Annotated in this window: 15 protein-coding genes; 7 read left to right on the top strand and 8 right to left on the bottom strand. The window is 69.5% G+C overall.

The window, feature by feature from the left end:
* Positions 1–62 precede the first annotated feature (62 nt).
* Positions 63–3197 carry a BTAD domain-containing putative transcriptional regulator gene (locus AB0K60_RS27760; protein WP_364061208.1) on the top strand — a complete coding sequence of 1045 codons (3135 nt, stop codon included), beginning with the start codon at positions 63–65 and terminating at the stop codon, positions 3195–3197.
* On the opposite strand, the gene AB0K60_RS27765 is transcribed toward AB0K60_RS27760, so the two are convergent.
* The 3 genes from AB0K60_RS27765 to AB0K60_RS27775 all read right to left on the bottom strand — a co-directional run bounded on the left by AB0K60_RS27765 (position 3183) and on the right by AB0K60_RS27775 (position 6612).
* The gene (locus tag AB0K60_RS27765) at positions 3183–4034 is read right to left on the bottom strand and encodes an ABC transporter permease (RefSeq protein ID WP_364061211.1); all 852 of its coding nucleotides are present in this window, start codon (positions 4032–4034) and stop codon (positions 3183–3185) included. The two genes, AB0K60_RS27760 and AB0K60_RS27765, sit on opposite strands and share 15 nt — an antisense overlap.
* Positions 4034–5002 (bottom strand): ATP-binding cassette domain-containing protein, encoded by a 969-nt coding sequence (locus AB0K60_RS27770; RefSeq protein WP_364061214.1) that lies wholly within the window; start codon positions 5000–5002, stop codon positions 4034–4036. Before AB0K60_RS27770 ends, AB0K60_RS27765 begins: the two co-directional genes overlap by 1 nt.
* 161 nt (positions 5003–5163) lie before the next feature.
* Complete coding sequence (locus tag AB0K60_RS27775) at positions 5164–6612, bottom strand: hypothetical protein (RefSeq protein ID WP_364061217.1); 1449 nt, start codon at positions 6610–6612, stop codon at positions 5164–5166.
* Positions 6613–6861: 249 nt separating this feature from the next.
* Between AB0K60_RS27775 and AB0K60_RS27780 the strand changes: the two genes are divergently transcribed.
* On the top strand, positions 6862–8163 hold the full coding sequence (locus AB0K60_RS27780) for a Fic family protein (protein ID WP_364061220.1): 1302 nt from the start codon (positions 6862–6864) through the stop codon (positions 8161–8163).
* A gap of 12 nt (positions 8164–8175) precedes the next feature.
* On the opposite strand, the gene AB0K60_RS27785 is transcribed toward AB0K60_RS27780, so the two are convergent.
* The gene (locus AB0K60_RS27785; RefSeq protein ID WP_364061223.1) at positions 8176–8430 is read right to left on the bottom strand and encodes a hypothetical protein; all 255 of its coding nucleotides are present in this window, start codon (positions 8428–8430) and stop codon (positions 8176–8178) included.
* Between the two features lie 303 nt (positions 8431–8733).
* On the opposite strand from AB0K60_RS27785, the gene AB0K60_RS27790 reads away from it, so the two are divergent.
* From AB0K60_RS27790 to AB0K60_RS27800, 3 genes are read left to right on the top strand one after another with little or no spacing between them, the layout of a single operon-like run.
* Entirely contained in the window at positions 8734–8790 is a 57-nt protein-coding gene (locus tag AB0K60_RS27790; RefSeq protein ID WP_364061407.1) for a Scr1 family TA system antitoxin-like transcriptional regulator, read from the top strand.
* Positions 8771–9238, top strand: a complete 468-nt coding sequence (locus tag AB0K60_RS27795) for a DUF5753 domain-containing protein (RefSeq protein ID WP_364061226.1) — start codon at positions 8771–8773, stop codon at positions 9236–9238. Before AB0K60_RS27790 ends, AB0K60_RS27795 begins: the two co-directional genes overlap by 20 nt.
* On the top strand, positions 9220–9417 hold the full coding sequence (locus AB0K60_RS27800) for a DUF397 domain-containing protein (RefSeq protein ID WP_364061229.1): 198 nt from the start codon (positions 9220–9222) through the stop codon (positions 9415–9417). The genes AB0K60_RS27795 and AB0K60_RS27800 overlap by 19 nt, the downstream gene beginning before the upstream one ends.
* 62 nt (positions 9418–9479) lie before the next feature.
* On the opposite strand, the gene AB0K60_RS27805 is transcribed toward AB0K60_RS27800, so the two are convergent.
* On the bottom strand, positions 9480–10022 hold the full coding sequence (locus tag AB0K60_RS27805; RefSeq protein ID WP_364061232.1) for a DUF1707 and FHA domain-containing protein: 543 nt from the start codon (positions 10020–10022) through the stop codon (positions 9480–9482).
* A gap of 99 nt (positions 10023–10121) precedes the next feature.
* Between AB0K60_RS27805 and AB0K60_RS27810 the strand changes: the two genes are divergently transcribed.
* Complete coding sequence (locus AB0K60_RS27810) at positions 10122–10760, top strand: PadR family transcriptional regulator (protein WP_364061235.1); 639 nt, start codon at positions 10122–10124, stop codon at positions 10758–10760.
* A 15-nt stretch (positions 10761–10775) separates the two neighbouring features.
* On the opposite strand, the gene AB0K60_RS27815 is transcribed toward AB0K60_RS27810, so the two are convergent.
* The 3 genes from AB0K60_RS27815 to tnpA all read right to left on the bottom strand — a co-directional run bounded on the left by AB0K60_RS27815 (position 10776) and on the right by tnpA (position 13526).
* Entirely contained in the window at positions 10776–11540 is a 765-nt protein-coding gene (locus tag AB0K60_RS27815; protein ID WP_364061238.1) for a class I SAM-dependent methyltransferase, read from the bottom strand.
* A gap of 12 nt (positions 11541–11552) precedes the next feature.
* On the bottom strand, positions 11553–12908 hold the full coding sequence (locus tag AB0K60_RS27820) for an MFS transporter (RefSeq protein WP_364061241.1): 1356 nt from the start codon (positions 12906–12908) through the stop codon (positions 11553–11555).
* Positions 12909–13109: 201 nt separating this feature from the next.
* Positions 13110–13526 carry an IS200/IS605 family transposase gene (gene tnpA / locus AB0K60_RS27825; RefSeq protein ID WP_364061244.1) on the bottom strand — a complete coding sequence of 139 codons (417 nt, stop codon included), beginning with the start codon at positions 13524–13526 and terminating at the stop codon, positions 13110–13112.
* Between the two features lie 22 nt (positions 13527–13548).
* Between tnpA and AB0K60_RS27830 the strand changes: the two genes are divergently transcribed.
* The gene (locus AB0K60_RS27830) at positions 13549–14700 is read left to right on the top strand and encodes an RNA-guided endonuclease TnpB family protein (RefSeq protein WP_364061247.1); all 1152 of its coding nucleotides are present in this window, start codon (positions 13549–13551) and stop codon (positions 14698–14700) included.
* Positions 14701–14779 lie beyond the last annotated feature (79 nt).

The raw sequence follows: 14779 nt of genomic DNA on the forward strand, positions 1-14779 counted from the left end.
TCGGCGCCCGGCGGACGATCTTCGCCGGGCGTCGGCGTTCCGGTGGAATTTAGACTTGTGGCATGCCTATCGACCTGAGCCTGCTCGACGGCGTGCGGTGGCGAGGTGAGCCGCTGCCCGGGGAGCGCGCCCAGGCGTTGTTCGCCGCCCTCGCGCTCGCCCGCCGTACGGTGGGGCCGGACCGGCTCGTCGCGGAGGTCTGGGGGGACGACGAACCGGCCAATCCGGTCAAGGCGCTGCAGGTTCTGGTGTCCCGCGCCCGGTCCGTGGTGGGCACGGGGGTGCTGGTCACCGAGGAGGGCGGCTACCGCCTGGAGGTCGCGCCCGAGCGGATCGACGCCGAGCGGCTGCACATCCTGGCCGACCGGGCGCGGGCGCTGCTCGACGCGGATCCGGCCGCGGCGGCCGAGGCGGCGCGGGAGGCGCTCGCGCTGGGCGACGGGGCGCTGCCCCCCGACGGCGACGGCCCGCTGGCCGAGGTACGGCGGCGCGCGGCGGGCGATCTGGCGTCCGCGCGAGCCGTACTCGCCAGGGCGCTGAGCCGGACCGGCGACCACGGGCCCGCGCTGCCCGCGCTCGAGGACGCGGTGCGCGTCCACCCCGAGGACGAGGGGCTGCTCGCCGACCTGCTGCGCAGCGAGGCCGCGGTGCGCGGGTCGGGCGCGGCGTTGGAACGCTACGAGCGCTACCGGTCGGACCTGCGCGACCGGCTCGGCGCCGACCCCGGGCCGCGGCTGCGGCGGGTGCACCGCGAGTTGCTGGCGCTCGACAACCCCGTGCGCGCGGGCGTCCGGTTCGACACGACGCCGCTGCTCGGCCGCGACGACGACCTGCGGCAGGTGCGGGCGCTGCTCGCCACGTCCCGGGTGGTCTCGATCCTCGGACCGGGCGGGCTCGGCAAGACCCGGCTCGCCCACGCCGTCGCCCGCGACGCCCCGCAGCCGGTGGTGCACTTCGTCGAACTGGTCGGTGTTACCACGCCGGAGGACCTGATCGGCGAGATCGGGTCGGCGCTCGGCGTCCGCGACTCGGTGACCGGACGCCGCACGCTCACCCCGGAGCAGCGCGCCGACGTCCGCACCCGGATCGCCCGGCAGCTCGACCTCACCCCGACGCTGCTCGTGCTCGACAACTGCGAGCATCTGGTGGAGGCGGTCGCCGACCTGGTCGCCTATCTGGCCGCGACAACGCGGGAGTTGCGCGTTCTCACCACGACCCGCGCGCCGCTGGCGATCGCCGCCGAACGCGTCTATCCGCTGCCGCAGCTCGGCCTCGACGACGCCGTCGAACTGTTCCGCGACCGCGCGACCGCGGCCCGGCCCGGCGTACGGCTCGACGAGGACGACGCGCGCGCCGTCGTGGCCCGCCTCGACGGCCTGCCGCTCGCGATCGAACTGGCCGCCGCGAAGGTGCGGGTGATGTCCCCTGCGGAGATCGCCCGGCGACTGGGGGACCGGTTCGCGCTGCTGCGCGGCGGCGACCGCAGCGCCCACTCCCGGCACCAGACGCTGCTGGCCGTGATCCACTGGTCCTGGAACCTGCTCGCCGAGCGGGAGCGCCGGGCGCTGCGCCGCCTGTCGGCCTTCCCGGACGGCTTCGCCCTCGACGCGGCGGAGGAGGTCGTCGGTGGCGACGCCCTCGCCGCCATCGAGGAGCTCGTGGACCAGTCCCTGCTCACCGTCCTGGAGACGGACGGCGGCGTCCGGTACCGCATGCTTGAGACGGTGCGGGAGTTCGGCCGGCTGCGCCTGGAGGCGGCGGGCGAGACGGCCGAGGCACGGGCCGCCGTGCGCGCGTGGGCCATCGGCTACGCCGACCGGCACGGCACCCGGCTGTACTCGCCGGACCAGTTCGACGCGGTGGACCGGCTGCGTGCGGAGGAGACGAACCTCAGCGACATACTGCGCGAGGCCCTCGCCGACCCCGTCCCCGATCCGGAGGCGGTGGTGTCGCTGTTCAGCGCTCTGGGCGGCTACTGGACGATCCGCGGATACCATGCGCGCAGCATCGCCTTCACCCCGGCCCTCAACGCCGCGCTCACCGGCTGGACGCCGCCGCCCCGGCTCCTCGACCGCACCCGGGTGGCGATAAGCATCGCGCTGCTCAACGGCACCTTCATCCCCATCGAGGACATCCGCACGCTGGCCGAGATGCTGGCCGAACTGGGCGCCGACTCGCCGAACCCGGACATCCGGGCCCTGGTGACCGTGTGGTGCGCCACGATGTCGGAGTCCGGGGACGGCTTCGACGCGGTGCTCGCCGACGCCGACCCGCGCGTCCGCCGGGCCGCGCTGCACCTGCTGACCCACGAGCGGGAGAACGCCGGCGACCCGGCCGGAGCGATCAAGGCGGCCCAGGAGGCGCTCCTGCTCGTCGATGAGGACGGCGGTCCCTGGCAGCGGGCGGTGCTGCACACGCAACTGGCCGACATGTACGCGCACTTCGGCGACTCCGCCGCCGCCTCCCGGCACGCCGCCGAGGCGCTCCCTGTGCTCGAACGTCTCGGCGCGAATGACGACGTCGTCCAGGTCCGCGCCGCCCTCGCCATGGCGGCCCTCATCGAGGGGCGCCGCGACGAGAGCGCGCGGATGATCGAGGAACTGGAGGCGTTCGCCTCCCAGGGCGTCTACAACGAGACCTTGTGGTCGGTGCTGTGCAGAGCACAGCTCGCCCTCGTCGACGGGGACATCGCCGAAGGGCTGCGGCTGCATCGGGAGACCGCCGAGTTGCTCCGGCGGCGGTACAGCGTGACCACGCCGGGATTGGTCACACCATGGGCCTTCCTGGGCGATCTGCTGGCGCTCGCGGCTTTCGCGCAGTACGGCGAGGGCGACGAGGGGGCGGAGTTCTTCGACGCGGTGCGGGCCGGTGTCATGCCCCTGTTCGACGCGGAGCAGGCGTTCCTCGACTATCCGGCGGCGGGGCTGGCGCTCGCCGGGCTGAGCGTGTGGGGCCTGCTGAAGAAGGCGCTGCCCGTCGAGGAGTCGGTCCGGCTGCTCGTGCTCGCCGACCGGTTCGCCTACAACCAGCTCACCCCGACGGTGCGGTGGACGGTGCTGTCCGCGTACGCGGAGCGGATCGCCCCCGGGCTGTTGTCCCGGATCGGGGCCGAGTACGGCGAGCGGCGCGGCTCCGACCTGCTGGCCGAGACCCGCGCCGTGCTGAAACGGGTGTTCTCCCCGCTACATCTTCCGTGAGTACGAGCGGACCGCCAGCGGGGCGAAGACCGCGACGACGACCGCGCAGCCGATGACCGCCCAGCCCACCTCGGCCGTCACGGCTCCGTCGTTGAACAGGGCCCGCACCGCGGAGACGAGGTGCGACACCGGGTTCACCGTCACGAACGCCTCCAGCCAGTCGGGCAGCGTCTCGGCGGGGACGAAGGCGTTGGACAGGAAGGTGAGCGGGAACATGATCATCATTGAGATGCCCTGCACGCCCTGCGCCGAACGCGCCATCGTGCCCAGCCAGGTGAAGATCCACGCGAGCGACCAGCCCGCGACGACGGTGAGGGCGACGCCGCCGATGCAGCCGAGCACGCCCCCGCCGGGCCGGTAGCCGATGGCCAGGCCGGTGAGCAGCGTCAGCACCGACGCGATGCCGTACCGGACCAGGTCGGCGACCATCGGCCCGGCGAGCGGGGCGATCCGCGCGATCGGCAGCGACTTGAACCGGTCGAAGACCCCCTTGTCCATGTCCTCGCGCAGTTGCACGCCCGTCGCCATGCAGACGGTCAGGGCCGTCTGCGCGAGGATGCCGGGGATCAGCACCGGAAGGTACTCCGACACGCTGCCGGAGATCGCGCCCCCGAAGATGAACGCGAACATCCCGGTGAACAGCAACGGCTGGATGAGCACGTCGAAGAACTGCTCGGGCTTGCGGCGCATCTTCTTCAGCGCGCGCCACGCCATCGCCAGCGTCTGGACCAGGGTCTCCTGGAGCGAGGTGTGATGAGTGGTACGGGCGACCAGGTCCGCCGGGTCGATGCGCCGGGGGCCGGGGGTGGTCGCGGTCGGAATGGTCGTGGTGGTCATCAGGCAGCCTCCGTCCGGGGCTCGTCGTCGGTACCGTGTCCGGTCAGCACCAGGAAGACCTCGTCCAGCGTCGGCTTGGCGACGCTCACCGAGGAGATGCCGACCCCCGCCTCACGCAGGCCGATCAGAACGTCCGCCGCCCGGCCGGGGTCGGCAAGGGGAACGTTCATCCGCCCCGCCTCCGGGGTCAGCACCGGTTCCTCGCCCAGCAGCCGGCGAACGACCCCGGCGGCCACCGCGAGATCGGCGCCATCCGCGAGCCCAAGCTGCAGGGTCGAGTCGCCGACCTGGCTCTTCAGGGCGTCCGGGGTGTCCTCGGCGACCTTCCGGCCATGGTCGATGACGGCCACCCGGTCGGCGAGCTGGTCGGCTTCGTCCAGGTACTGGGTGGTGAGCAGGATCGTGGACCCGTCGGAGACCAACTCCCGAATGGTGTCCCACATCTGCCCCCGGGTCCTCGGATCAAGACCGGTCGTGGGCTCGTCCAGAAAGATCAGCGGCGGCCGGGTGATCAGGCTCGACGCCAGATCCAGACGACGGCGCATCCCCCCACTGAACTGCGACAGCGGCCGATCGGCCGCCTCCGCCAGCCCAAACCGCTCCAGCAACTCCCCGGCGACCCTCTTGGCCCGGACGCTGCTCAGCCCTTGCAGCCGGGCGAACAGCCAAAGGTTCTCCCGACCGGTCAAATCCTCATCCACCGAGGCGTACTGACCGGTCACACCAACCAACTGCCGCACCCGATGCGGTTCCCGCCGCACATCGACCCCGAAGATCTCCGCACGCCCCCCGTCGATCGGCAGCAGCGTGGCAAGCATCCGGAGCATGGTGGTCTTACCCGCCCCATTGGGCCCCAGCACCCCAAAGATCTCGCCCTGCCGTACGTCCAGGTCGATGCCGTCCACGGCCCGGAACTCCCCGAACTCCTTGACCAGTGCGTCGGCCCGGACGGCAGTGAGGTCCGCCATGACGCGTCTCCTCTCCCCGCCGGGTACCTCCCGGCGTCGAAGAAAAGCCTCACCGCCGCCGACTTCACCGCCCCTTCACGCCGGTTTCGCCCCGCAAGCCGACGGTTTCACCGGTTCTCGGAGCCGCGTAGGCGCGGCAGCCCGCGATCCGGTCCCTGCACTCACCAGGCCTGAATCCAGGAGTCCTGCTCGCCGGGCACGACCTGGGTGGTGCCGGTTTCCAGGTCGAGGCGCAGCAGTTGCGCGCGGGCACCGCCGCACGGCGGTAGCCCGGCTATGGGCGACCTGTCCATCTCGTCGGCCTCCCGGTCGAGTCCGACCATCACATGGCGGCCGGTCGGGGCGAGCGCCAGCGCCTCGATATGACCGCAGTCCACCGTCAGGATGTTTTTGATCAGCCGCGTGCCCTCGTACAGGGCGAGCGTGCGGGTCGGCCAGCCGAGCGCGCGAAGCTGCCTCCCGCCGGGCAGGGGCAGGGTCGCGTGGCTGGGCTCGTGCGTGGCCGGGGCGGCGACCTCCCGGATCGCGCCCGTGTCCACGTCGAGCGTGGCCATCGTGTTGACCGGGCCCCTGTGGTCGGGAAGCAGGAGGGTCCGGGCGTCCAGCCACTGCAGGTGGTAGCCGTTGACCGGCCACTCACGCTCCAGGGTCCCCGCGAACTCGGCCCCGTCCGCCAGTCGCCCATAGGCGATGCGCCCCTCGGGGGAGACGGCCAGACCGTTGACCGTGCCCTTGAGCGTGGGCGTGAGCCGCTCGCCGAGCGTGACCTGCCCATCGGCGTTCACGGACAACCGGTAGAGGCGGAAGCGGTCGCTCCACGGGACGCTGATCGCCGCCACGTAGCGGCCGGGCTCGACGTCACGGACGACGAGGTCGTACTGGACGTAGGTCTGTGTCGCCCGGGGCAGCAGATCCAGCGCCTCGCCGGATTCCAGATCGATTACGTACGACCGGCCCCAACCCACCACCGCGTAGCGCGGCGTGCCATCGGCGCTGTACGGAGGCCCGGCCAGCACGTCAGGCAGGACCACGGCCGCCACGACGACCGCCACCGCCAGCGCGGTGTTCCGCACATCGGTCAAACGCGGCCGGTTTCCCGCACCCGTGATCCCGGCCAGCAGCACCATGGCGGCGGGGGAGAGCAGCCAGGTGAGGATCATGCCCGGCACCACGAAGGACGGCGTCGGCAACTGTGCGTCCAGGCACTCCCGCCACCCCAGGGACATCGGGGGAGTCAGCAAATCCCCGGTCTCGGTCAGCGCGTAGGGCAGCACGGCGGCCGCCAGCCCCAGCGTCACGGGAAGCAAGGAGACACCCCGCCCCAGCCCGGCGGCGCCCCCAGAGCCACGCGTCCTCGGCGCGGCGACGCCGCTCCGGGCCGACGACCGGATCGCCCACACCGCGGCCAGCGCCAGCAGTACGGGCTGAAGCCAGGCGAGCCAATCGCCGAGGGAATTCGCCAACCGGGCCCCCGGACCGGGCCGCGGAAAGTCCAGCGACACGGCGCTGGTGCAGGCGACCATCACCACTTCGGTGAACAGCGGCTCGACCAGCAGTTCCCACAGTGACAGGATCACTGCCGCCGACCAGAAGAACTTCGTTGTCCGCATCGGTTGACTTCTCGGGCTGGGGTGCAGGGGGCCGAGGCAGTCTAGTGGCTGTCACACCGCCAAGATCAGCAAGTTCATACCAATTCGTACGGCTTCGCGGTCGGTCGGCCGCTCGGCGTCGTTTCTGGGGGTAGACGTCCACCTCGTGGTTGCGTCGGCCGTCCCGTAACCTTTCACGGAGCCTCGGTCGATGTAAGGATAAGCGTTATCCTTACATCGAGCGCATCTCGGTGAAAGGAAACTGCGTCTATGGCCAGGTCTGTGGAAGCGCAGTGGCCGATGTCCTGGGACGCTCCCAGCAAGCGGGACCGGAGGGGTGGCACCTACCGGGCGTATGTTCCTGACCCTCTTCACTCGCGTCCCTGGATCTTCAGCGAGGGCATCGCCGAACTGGCCGCCGAGGTGGAGACGCAGGTCCGTTCGCTGACGCATCGGCAGGACGCGCAGGCGCTTGAGGGGCTGGCGAGGTTCCTGCTTCGCTCGGAGGCCATCGCGTCGTCGCGGATCGAAGGGCTTCAGGTGTCGCCGCAGCAGGTCGCGCTGGCGGAGTTGGCGGCCGCCGACGAGGAGAGCGCGGTCAGGGGCTTCAGCAATACGGCGCGACTGGTCGCCAATAACGTCGCGGCGCTGCGCCTGGCGGTGACCGATCTGGTGACGATGCCTGAGTTGACGGCGGATGGTGTTCTCGCGTTGCACCGGGCCTTGCTGCCGGATGAACGGCATCATGGCCTCCGTACGGTGCAGAACTGGGTGGGGGGCGGTGACTGGCATCCGCTCGACGCGGAGTTCACGCCGCCGCCCCCGGCGTTCGTGCCCGGGTTGATCGACGATCTGGTGCTGTATATGAACAGCGCGACGCATGGCCCGCTGGTGCAGGCCGCGTTGACGCATGCCCAGTTCGAGACGATTCACCCGTTCACGGACGGCAACGGGCGGGTGGGGCGTGCCCTCATTCACACCGTGCTCACCCGCCGTGGGCTCACCCGGACCGCGGTCCTGCCCATCAGCCTGGTCCTGCTCACCCGGTCCGACACCTATGTGGCGGGACTGACCTCCTATCGGTATGTCGGCAGTCCGGATTCTCCCGAAGCGTTGGCGGGCGTCGAGGAGTGGCTGCGGGTGTTCCTCACGGCCGCCCGGACGGCGACCGAACAGGCCACGCGATTCGTGGAGGAACTGAGCGAGTTGCGCGATGAGTGGCGGCAACGGCACCAGGCCCACCGGCGGTCCCAGGGGCTACGCGGTGCTCCGCGCGCTGATTCCGCCGTCGCGCGTCTCCTCGATCTTCTCCCGGCCGTGCCGCTCGTGACGGCGAGGACCCTTCAGCGGCTCCTTTCGATTTCCCATCCGGCGGCTCGTCAGGCGCTCGAAGAACTGGCCGCGGCCCAAATCCTGAGCGCGAAACAGGTCGAACGCGGTACGACCGGCTACTTGGCCCGCGATGTCTTCAACCTGCTGACGATCACCGAACGCCGTCTCGCCAGTATTCGCTGGGACACGCGGGAACGCCCCCCACGGCGGCCGGTGCCGGCGCGACCATCGCACCACTGACCTTGGGCGGAGTCAGGAGAACCGGTTCGTCGTGGAGCGGCTGATGGGCGCCTGCGAGTAGGTCACAGCGAAGCCGTGCTCCTGGATGAGGTCGAGCAGGTCGTCCAGGTGGCGCGAACAACTCCACCAGACCAGGAACAGTACGGCCACTCGCAGCGGGGCCGGGCGGTCGCAGTCCGCGCGGGAGCAGGCGTGGCCGCCGCCGTCGTGTGCCACCGTCGCGGCCGGGCGGGTGGCGGTCGGTGATGCGTGCTGCTGATCGATCATTTTGGTCGCCTCCATCGTTTACTTTCGGTCTCCAAAGAGTGGCTGTCTGTTATAGCCTGTGGCCAGGCACAGCAAAGAGACCGTGAAGTGACAGCGCTCGCTGTCTGACCGTGCGGAGCCGTACCCGTCGCGAAGAATGTCGTGGTATCGGAGTCTCTCGTGCGGGCTTGGGAGCCGTCCACTCACCGAGCCATTCCAGCGGAGTCGCCGTATTGACGAGATCGTTCCGAACAGCGGCGAGAAGTCCCTGTGTGCCGAAAATCTGCGGCTGAAGCACGAGCCACATCGTTGTGGTCTTGCGAAGTGGCTATCGTGCCCGGTTTGTTGCAGACCGAGGACTATGCGCGTGCAGTGCTTTAGTGCGGCCAGTCTTTTCGAAGACATCGATGAGATGGTCGGTGCCCGTATGAAGCGTCAGCAGATCTTGGCCAAGGAGGATCCTCCGATGGTCGTATCCCTAATCCCCGAAAGCGCCCTGGGATACCAAATCGGAGGCCCGGCAGCCATGCGTGATCAATTGCTGCACATAGCCGACATGGCCGAGCGTGACAACGTGATCGTTCAGATCATCCCCAACCATGCGGCAGAGTGTGCCGCCCTGATCGGGCCTTTCGTACTATTGAGTTGGGGTGCGGGAGATGGTATCGCATACGTAGACAATGCCCTGAGTGGGCAGGTACTTGAGGACGTCGATGACATCGTCCGGCTGCGACGCATGTTCGACGTCCTCAGAGCCGCTGCCCTACCGAGGAACGACTCGATCGAATTAATCAAAAAGGTGGCCGAGCAGTGGATGACGTGTCAGTAACGTGGCGCAAGGCGTCAAGCAGCACCGCGAACGGCGGTAACTGTGTCGAGGTGGGTCGCATCGCGAACAGCATTCTGATTCGTGATTCCAAGGCCCCTGGAGCTGGTCACCTGACGCTGTCGACGGATGGCTTCCGTTCGTTTGTGGCCAGCCTGAAGGAAGGACGCTTGAACGTCTGAAACCGCCCGCGGTCACCCGGCAGGACCATCGCCGCGTGCTGATGGGAGAGGCCGGGGCGGGTTCAGACCGGTAGGGAGATCAGGAAGGCGCAGTCGCCGAAGGAGACCTCGTCGCCGGGGCGGACGCGGGCGGGGCCGACCAGGCGCCAGCCGTTGAGGCGGGTGCCGTTGAGGGAGCCGAGGTCGACGACGAGCCAGTCGTCGCCTTCGTCGCGGCGGAGTTCGGCGTGGACGCGGGAGACGGTGAGGTCGGACAGGACCAGGTCGCAGGCGGAGCCGCGGCCGACGACGTAGCGGGTGCGGGAGTCGGCGGGGAGGGCGAGGCGGGGCAGGCGGGGGCGGCGCCAGGCGGTCTCGATGCGGGTGGTGAGGTCGGACAGCGAGGCGACGGCGTCGGTCAGTTTGCGGCGCCAGCGGCCGCGTGGCGGTAGATCGGAGACCAACTCGTCCAGCTCGCCGCGGTTGCGCGCCTGGAGGGCCTGATCGATTCGGCCCAGGAACGTCTCGTGTGAGAGGTGTCCCTCGACTGCGCGGTCGCGGAGCTCGTTGATCGCACGCTCGCGGTCCCCATCGGACGCGCGAACAGGAGGATGCGTCGAGCCCATGTACTGGAGTATCGGTCCCCAGTGACTCGCGTGTCCAGATTACGCAAATCTCGGGCCATTCTGTTGCGCGGGCATACTGGGCATGCATACTCGGTATCCATGTCGATCAGGCACGGTCTGCTTGCCCTTTTGAGCCGGGGGCCGCGGTATGGATACCAGCTTCGCGTCGAGTTCGAAGCGTCCATCGGGGGTACCTGGCCGTTGAACATCGGGCAGGTCTACACGACGCTGTCGCGGATGGAGCGGGACGGTCTGGTGGCCCCCGGCGAGCAGGATGGGCAGGGGCGCGTCGTCTACTCGATCACCGAGGCCGGGCGGTCGGAGCTGACGCGTTGGTTCGCCACGCCCGTCGCCCAGGCGGATCGGCCCCGGGACGAGCTGGTCATCAAGCTCGCCCTGGCGGTCACGGCGCCCGGCGTCGACGTGCGGCGCATCATCCAGGCGCAGCGCACCGCGACCATGCGCCGCATGCAGCAGCTCACCAGGGCCAAACGCGTCGCGGCCGGAGGTACGGCGGCCAAGCGTGCGCACCACGCGGGGGCCGGGGGTGCCGGGGTGGCGGGCGAGCCGGGCGAACGGGTTGGGGAGGACACACAGGATGCGGAGGGCCGGGGGAGGGCGCATCAGTTGGTGCTCGACTCCCTGATCTTCCAGGCCGAGGCCGAGCAGCGCTGGCTCGACCACTGCGAGGCGCTGCTGACCGCTCCCGGCACGCGTTCCCCCTGGCCCGCCGCCTGACGTGACGGCCGGGGATCAGCCTGCGGGAAGCGTGATGCGAATTTTGGACTGTTTGTGTGGGAGTCGTTCCCAGTCGTCCATGAAGGTTGCCCGTAGGCCGTGCCTGGCGGCGAGCGCGATGAGGGTCTCGGTGCGGTAGTAGAAGTCTTCGCGTAGGACGTGGTGTTCCTTGCCCTCGGTGCGGTCGAAGGTGAAGTCGAACCAGCCGTCGGGCTTCATGAGGCCGACGTGCGCGAAGCACTCCTCAATCACCTCGATGGGCGAGTGCGAGAAGACGCTGTGCGCGTGTACGACGTCGAAGTGGCGGTCCGGCAGGAAGGCGAAGCGCAGGTCGCGTACGGGCGTCAGGTAGGGCAGCTTGGCGGCGAGGTCGTATTCGGTCAGGGTGTCCTGGGCGGAGATCAGGATGTCGGGCGAGATGTCGATGCCGTAGTAGTTGCCCGGCTCCAGGTAGTCGATGAACAGTCGGCCGGCCCGCAGGTTGCCGCAGCCGATCTCCAGCATGCGGTGCGCGGGTTGCAGGCCGTGTCCGACCAGGTAGTCGAACTGCATCTGGCCGAGGGCCACCCACCGTTTGTGTGAGGCGCTGCCGACGGCCTTCTTGGGGTCGCGGGCCGTGTCGGACTTCATGACGGCCCGGTAGTAGCTGACGTGGTCGGCGGTGCGCAGGCGCAGCCAGGTGTCGCGGGCGAGCCGCCGCAGGTGTGGCGAGATCTTTTGCGGGTTGCGTACGGCGTAGCGGATCTGATGGACGAGGCTGGTGCGGGTTCTGACTGGCATAGGCGGCCCCTGTCAGGTTTCGGTCGGCGCCGCCGTTTCCGCAGGTTGCTGCGCGGCGGCGATTCCGTCTTCCGTCAGATCGTACTGAAGGGTCATCCAAATGGCCGTGACCATGACGACGGCGGGCACGATCGAGGTGCCGATCACGATCGCGGTGAGCGCGCCGCCGGGCTGGGTGATGGGGGTGGCGGGGTCGGAGGAGATGAAGCCGCCGATGCCGATCACCACGCCGAACACGAGCGCGCCGAGCGACTGCACCGCGTTCTCCGCGGCGGTCCACAGGCCGGTGAACATGCCCCCGCGGCGGCTGCCGGAGATCGCCGCGTCGTGTGCGATCACGTCGGCGAGCATGGAGAACTGCAGCAGTTGCAGCCCGGCGTAGCCGAGCCCGATGATCACTACGCACAGGTGCGCGTACAGCGCCCCGAGGGCCGGCGTGGCGAGCAGGGCCAGCGACGCGGTGAGGAACATGGCCGAGGACAGGAGCATCGCGCCCTTTTTGTCCAGGCGGCGCGAGAGCCATACCCACAGCGGCATGGTGACGAGCAGCGGCCCGACCAGCGCCGCGAAGAGCGTGCTGGTCGCACCGGGATCGTTCAGCGTGTATGCGGCGAAGTACGGCGAGCCTGCCAGCATTACCCCGGCGGCCAGCATCTGCGCACAACTCAGCCCGAGCAGCCACATGTACGGCTTGCTGCTCCTGGCGGCGGCGAGCTGCTCGCGCAGCGTGCCCTTGGCCTCGGCGTCGATCGTCATCGGCGCGCGGGCGGTGCTGAAGTAGGGCACGAGCATGGCGACGAGCATCAAAGCGGCGAAGACCACGCCCATCGTGCGGTAGCCGTCCAGGGTCTGCCCGGCGATCCCGGGGGCGAGGATGCCGCTGACCGCCAGCGCCACGGCCACGAACACCATGCGCCACTGGATCAGCGTGGTGCGCTCGTGGTAGTCGCCTGCCATCTCGGCGGGCATCGCCTTGAACGGCACCTCGAAGACCACGTACGCGCTGGAGGCGAGCAGAAACGCCACCCCCACGAAGATCGCGGCCGGGACGCCGGTGAGCGGCGGCCCGATGAACGTGAGCGCGAACGTGACCGGCAGCAGGCCCGCGCCCGCGAGCAGCCAGGGGCGGCGCGGGCCGAGGCGCGAGACGGTGCGGTCCGACCACTGGCCGACGAGCGGGCTGAACGCCAGATCCCACACCTTCGGCGCGAAGACCACCACGCCGGCGAGGAACGCGGGCACCGCCAGCACGTTGGTCATGTAGTACAGCAGCAGCAGTCCCGGGACGACGGAGAAGGTGCCCGTGCACAGCGAGCCGACGCCGTAGCCGAACCGCTGGCCCCAGGTGAGGCCGGAGGTGGGAGTCACGCTGTCATTACAGACCAGCGGGACGCCCACCGGTAGACCCGATCCGAATTGGTTTCGGATACGCCGAGACCGGCCGCCGATAGACCCGGGGTGTGCGGCTACCAAGATCGTCCGCAGTGCTCCGGCCTTCAGGCCGGGGGTGAAGCGCGTAGCGGGACAGGGAAAGCCGGATCGCCCTAGGCGATCCGGCGTCCACCCGGCTCAGACCGGGCGGTTCTGCCGCTCGATGTACTGGCGCAGGACGCCGATCGGTGCGTCGCCCACCGACCCGGCGAAGTAGGAACCCGACCACAGCTTGTTCGCCCGGTAGTAGTGGCGGGCCAGCTCGGGGAACTCGGTGCGCAGCCGCCGGGAGGACACCCCTTTCAGCGAGTTGACCAGGCGGGACAGCGCGACCTTCGGCGGGAAGTTCACCAGCAGGTGGACGTGGTTGCTCTCGCCGTTGAACTCGGTCAGCTCGCACTCGAAGTCCGCGCACACCTCCCGCATGATCTGCTCCATGCGTTCCAGGTGAGGGCCATCGAACACCCGATGCCGGAACTTGGTCACGAAAACCAAGTGAGCGTGTAGGACGAAAACACAGTGCCTGCCGGTTCTGATGTCTCCATACTCGGCCATAAACCAATGATAGGATCATGCCGTGCAGCTTCGTTACAACTTCCGCCTCTACCCGACCGCCGGTCAGCGCCAAGCGCTGGCGCGGGCGTTCGGGTGCGCGCGGACGGTGTACAACGACGGGCTGCGCGCACGGCGGGAAGCCCACGCGAACGGACAGCCGTACATCTCGGACGCCGACCTGTCCAAGCGGGTCATCACCCAGGCGAAGCGGACGCCGGAGCGTTCCTGGCTGGGCGAGGTGTCCGCCGTGGTGTTGCAGCAGGCGTTGGCGGACCTGAACACCGCCTACCGCAACTTCTTCGCCTCCCTCACCGGCAAGCGGAAAGGGCCGAAGGTCGCCCCGCCCCGGTTCCGGTCTCGCAAGGACAACCGGCAGGCGATCCGGTTCGCGAAGAACGCCCGATTTCAGGTCACGGTAGGCGGGAAGCTGCGGCTGCCGAAGATCGGGGACGTGCCGGTCCGCTGGTCACGGGACCTGCCGTCGGCCCCGTCCAGCGTGACCGTCGTCAAGGACGCCGCCGGGAGGTACTTCGCGTCGTTCGTCGTCGAGGCCGGCCAGGAGCCGCTGCCGGAGACGGCGTCCGAGGTGGGTATCGATCTGGGCCTGTCGCATTTCGCGGTGATGTCGGACGGCCGGAAGATCGACAACCCGAGGTTTCTGCGCCGCGCCGAACGCCGCCTGAAGAAGGCGCAGAAGGACCTCAGCCGGAAGGCGAAGGGGTCGAACAACCGTAAGAAGGCCGTCGTGAAGGTCGCCCGCGCGCACGCCAGGGTGGCCGACGCGCGCCGGGACTTCACGCACAAGCTCTCCACGGCGATCATCCGCGAGAACCAAGCGGTGATGGTGGAGGACCTGTCCGTGAAGGGCCTGGCCCGTACCCGGCTGGCCAAGTCCGTGCACGACGCCGGATGGGCACGGTTCACGGCGATGCTCGCCTACAAGGCCGCCCGGCACGGCCGGATCCTGGTCAAGGTCGGCCGCTGGTTTCCCAGCTCGAAGCTGTGCTCGGCGTGCGGGGCCGTGGCCGAGTCCATGCCGCTCAACGTCCGGGAATGGACCTGCCCGTGCGGGCAGGTCCACGACCGCGACGTCAACGCCGCCAGGAACATCCTCGCCGCCGGACGGGCGGAGAGCCTAAACGCCTGCGGAGGGACCGTAAGACCCGCTGCTTAGCGGAGGGCAGGACCCGGTGAAACAGGAAGCCACAGAAGTGCCGCACACGCGGCACAGGCTGAATCCCCGGCCTTCAGGC

The sequence above is a fragment of the Thermopolyspora sp. NPDC052614 genome, from assembly GCF_040678635.1.
GTDB lineage: Bacteria > Actinomycetota > Actinomycetes > Streptosporangiales > Streptosporangiaceae > Thermopolyspora.

Excerpts from the sequence above, each read along its gene's own strand:
- AB0K60_RS27770 (WP_364061214.1), bottom strand. The coding sequence starts at position 5,002 with ATGGCGGACCTCACTGCCGTCCGGGCCGACGCACTGGTCAAGGAGTTC.
- tnpA (WP_364061244.1), bottom strand. The coding sequence starts at position 13,526 with ATGGCCGAGTATGGAGACATCAGAACCGGCAGGCACTGTGTTTTCGTC.
- AB0K60_RS27760 (WP_364061208.1), top strand. The coding sequence starts at position 63 with ATGCCTATCGACCTGAGCCTGCTCGACGGCGTGCGGTGGCGAGGTGAG.
- AB0K60_RS27805 (WP_364061232.1), bottom strand. The coding sequence starts at position 10,022 with ATGGGCTCGACGCATCCTCCTGTTCGCGCGTCCGATGGGGACCGCGAG.
- AB0K60_RS27765 (WP_364061211.1), bottom strand. The coding sequence starts at position 4,034 with ATGACCACCACGACCATTCCGACCGCGACCACCCCCGGCCCCCGGCGC.
- AB0K60_RS27780 (WP_364061220.1), top strand. The coding sequence starts at position 6,862 with ATGGCCAGGTCTGTGGAAGCGCAGTGGCCGATGTCCTGGGACGCTCCC.
- AB0K60_RS27815 (WP_364061238.1), bottom strand. The coding sequence starts at position 11,540 with ATGCCAGTCAGAACCCGCACCAGCCTCGTCCATCAGATCCGCTACGCC.
- AB0K60_RS27810 (WP_364061235.1), top strand. The coding sequence starts at position 10,122 with ATGTCGATCAGGCACGGTCTGCTTGCCCTTTTGAGCCGGGGGCCGCGG.
- AB0K60_RS27775 (WP_364061217.1), bottom strand. The coding sequence starts at position 6,612 with ATGCGGACAACGAAGTTCTTCTGGTCGGCGGCAGTGATCCTGTCACTG.
- AB0K60_RS27795 (WP_364061226.1), top strand. The coding sequence starts at position 8,771 with ATGCGCGTGCAGTGCTTTAGTGCGGCCAGTCTTTTCGAAGACATCGAT.
- AB0K60_RS27785 (WP_364061223.1), bottom strand. The coding sequence starts at position 8,430 with ATGATCGATCAGCAGCACGCATCACCGACCGCCACCCGCCCGGCCGCG.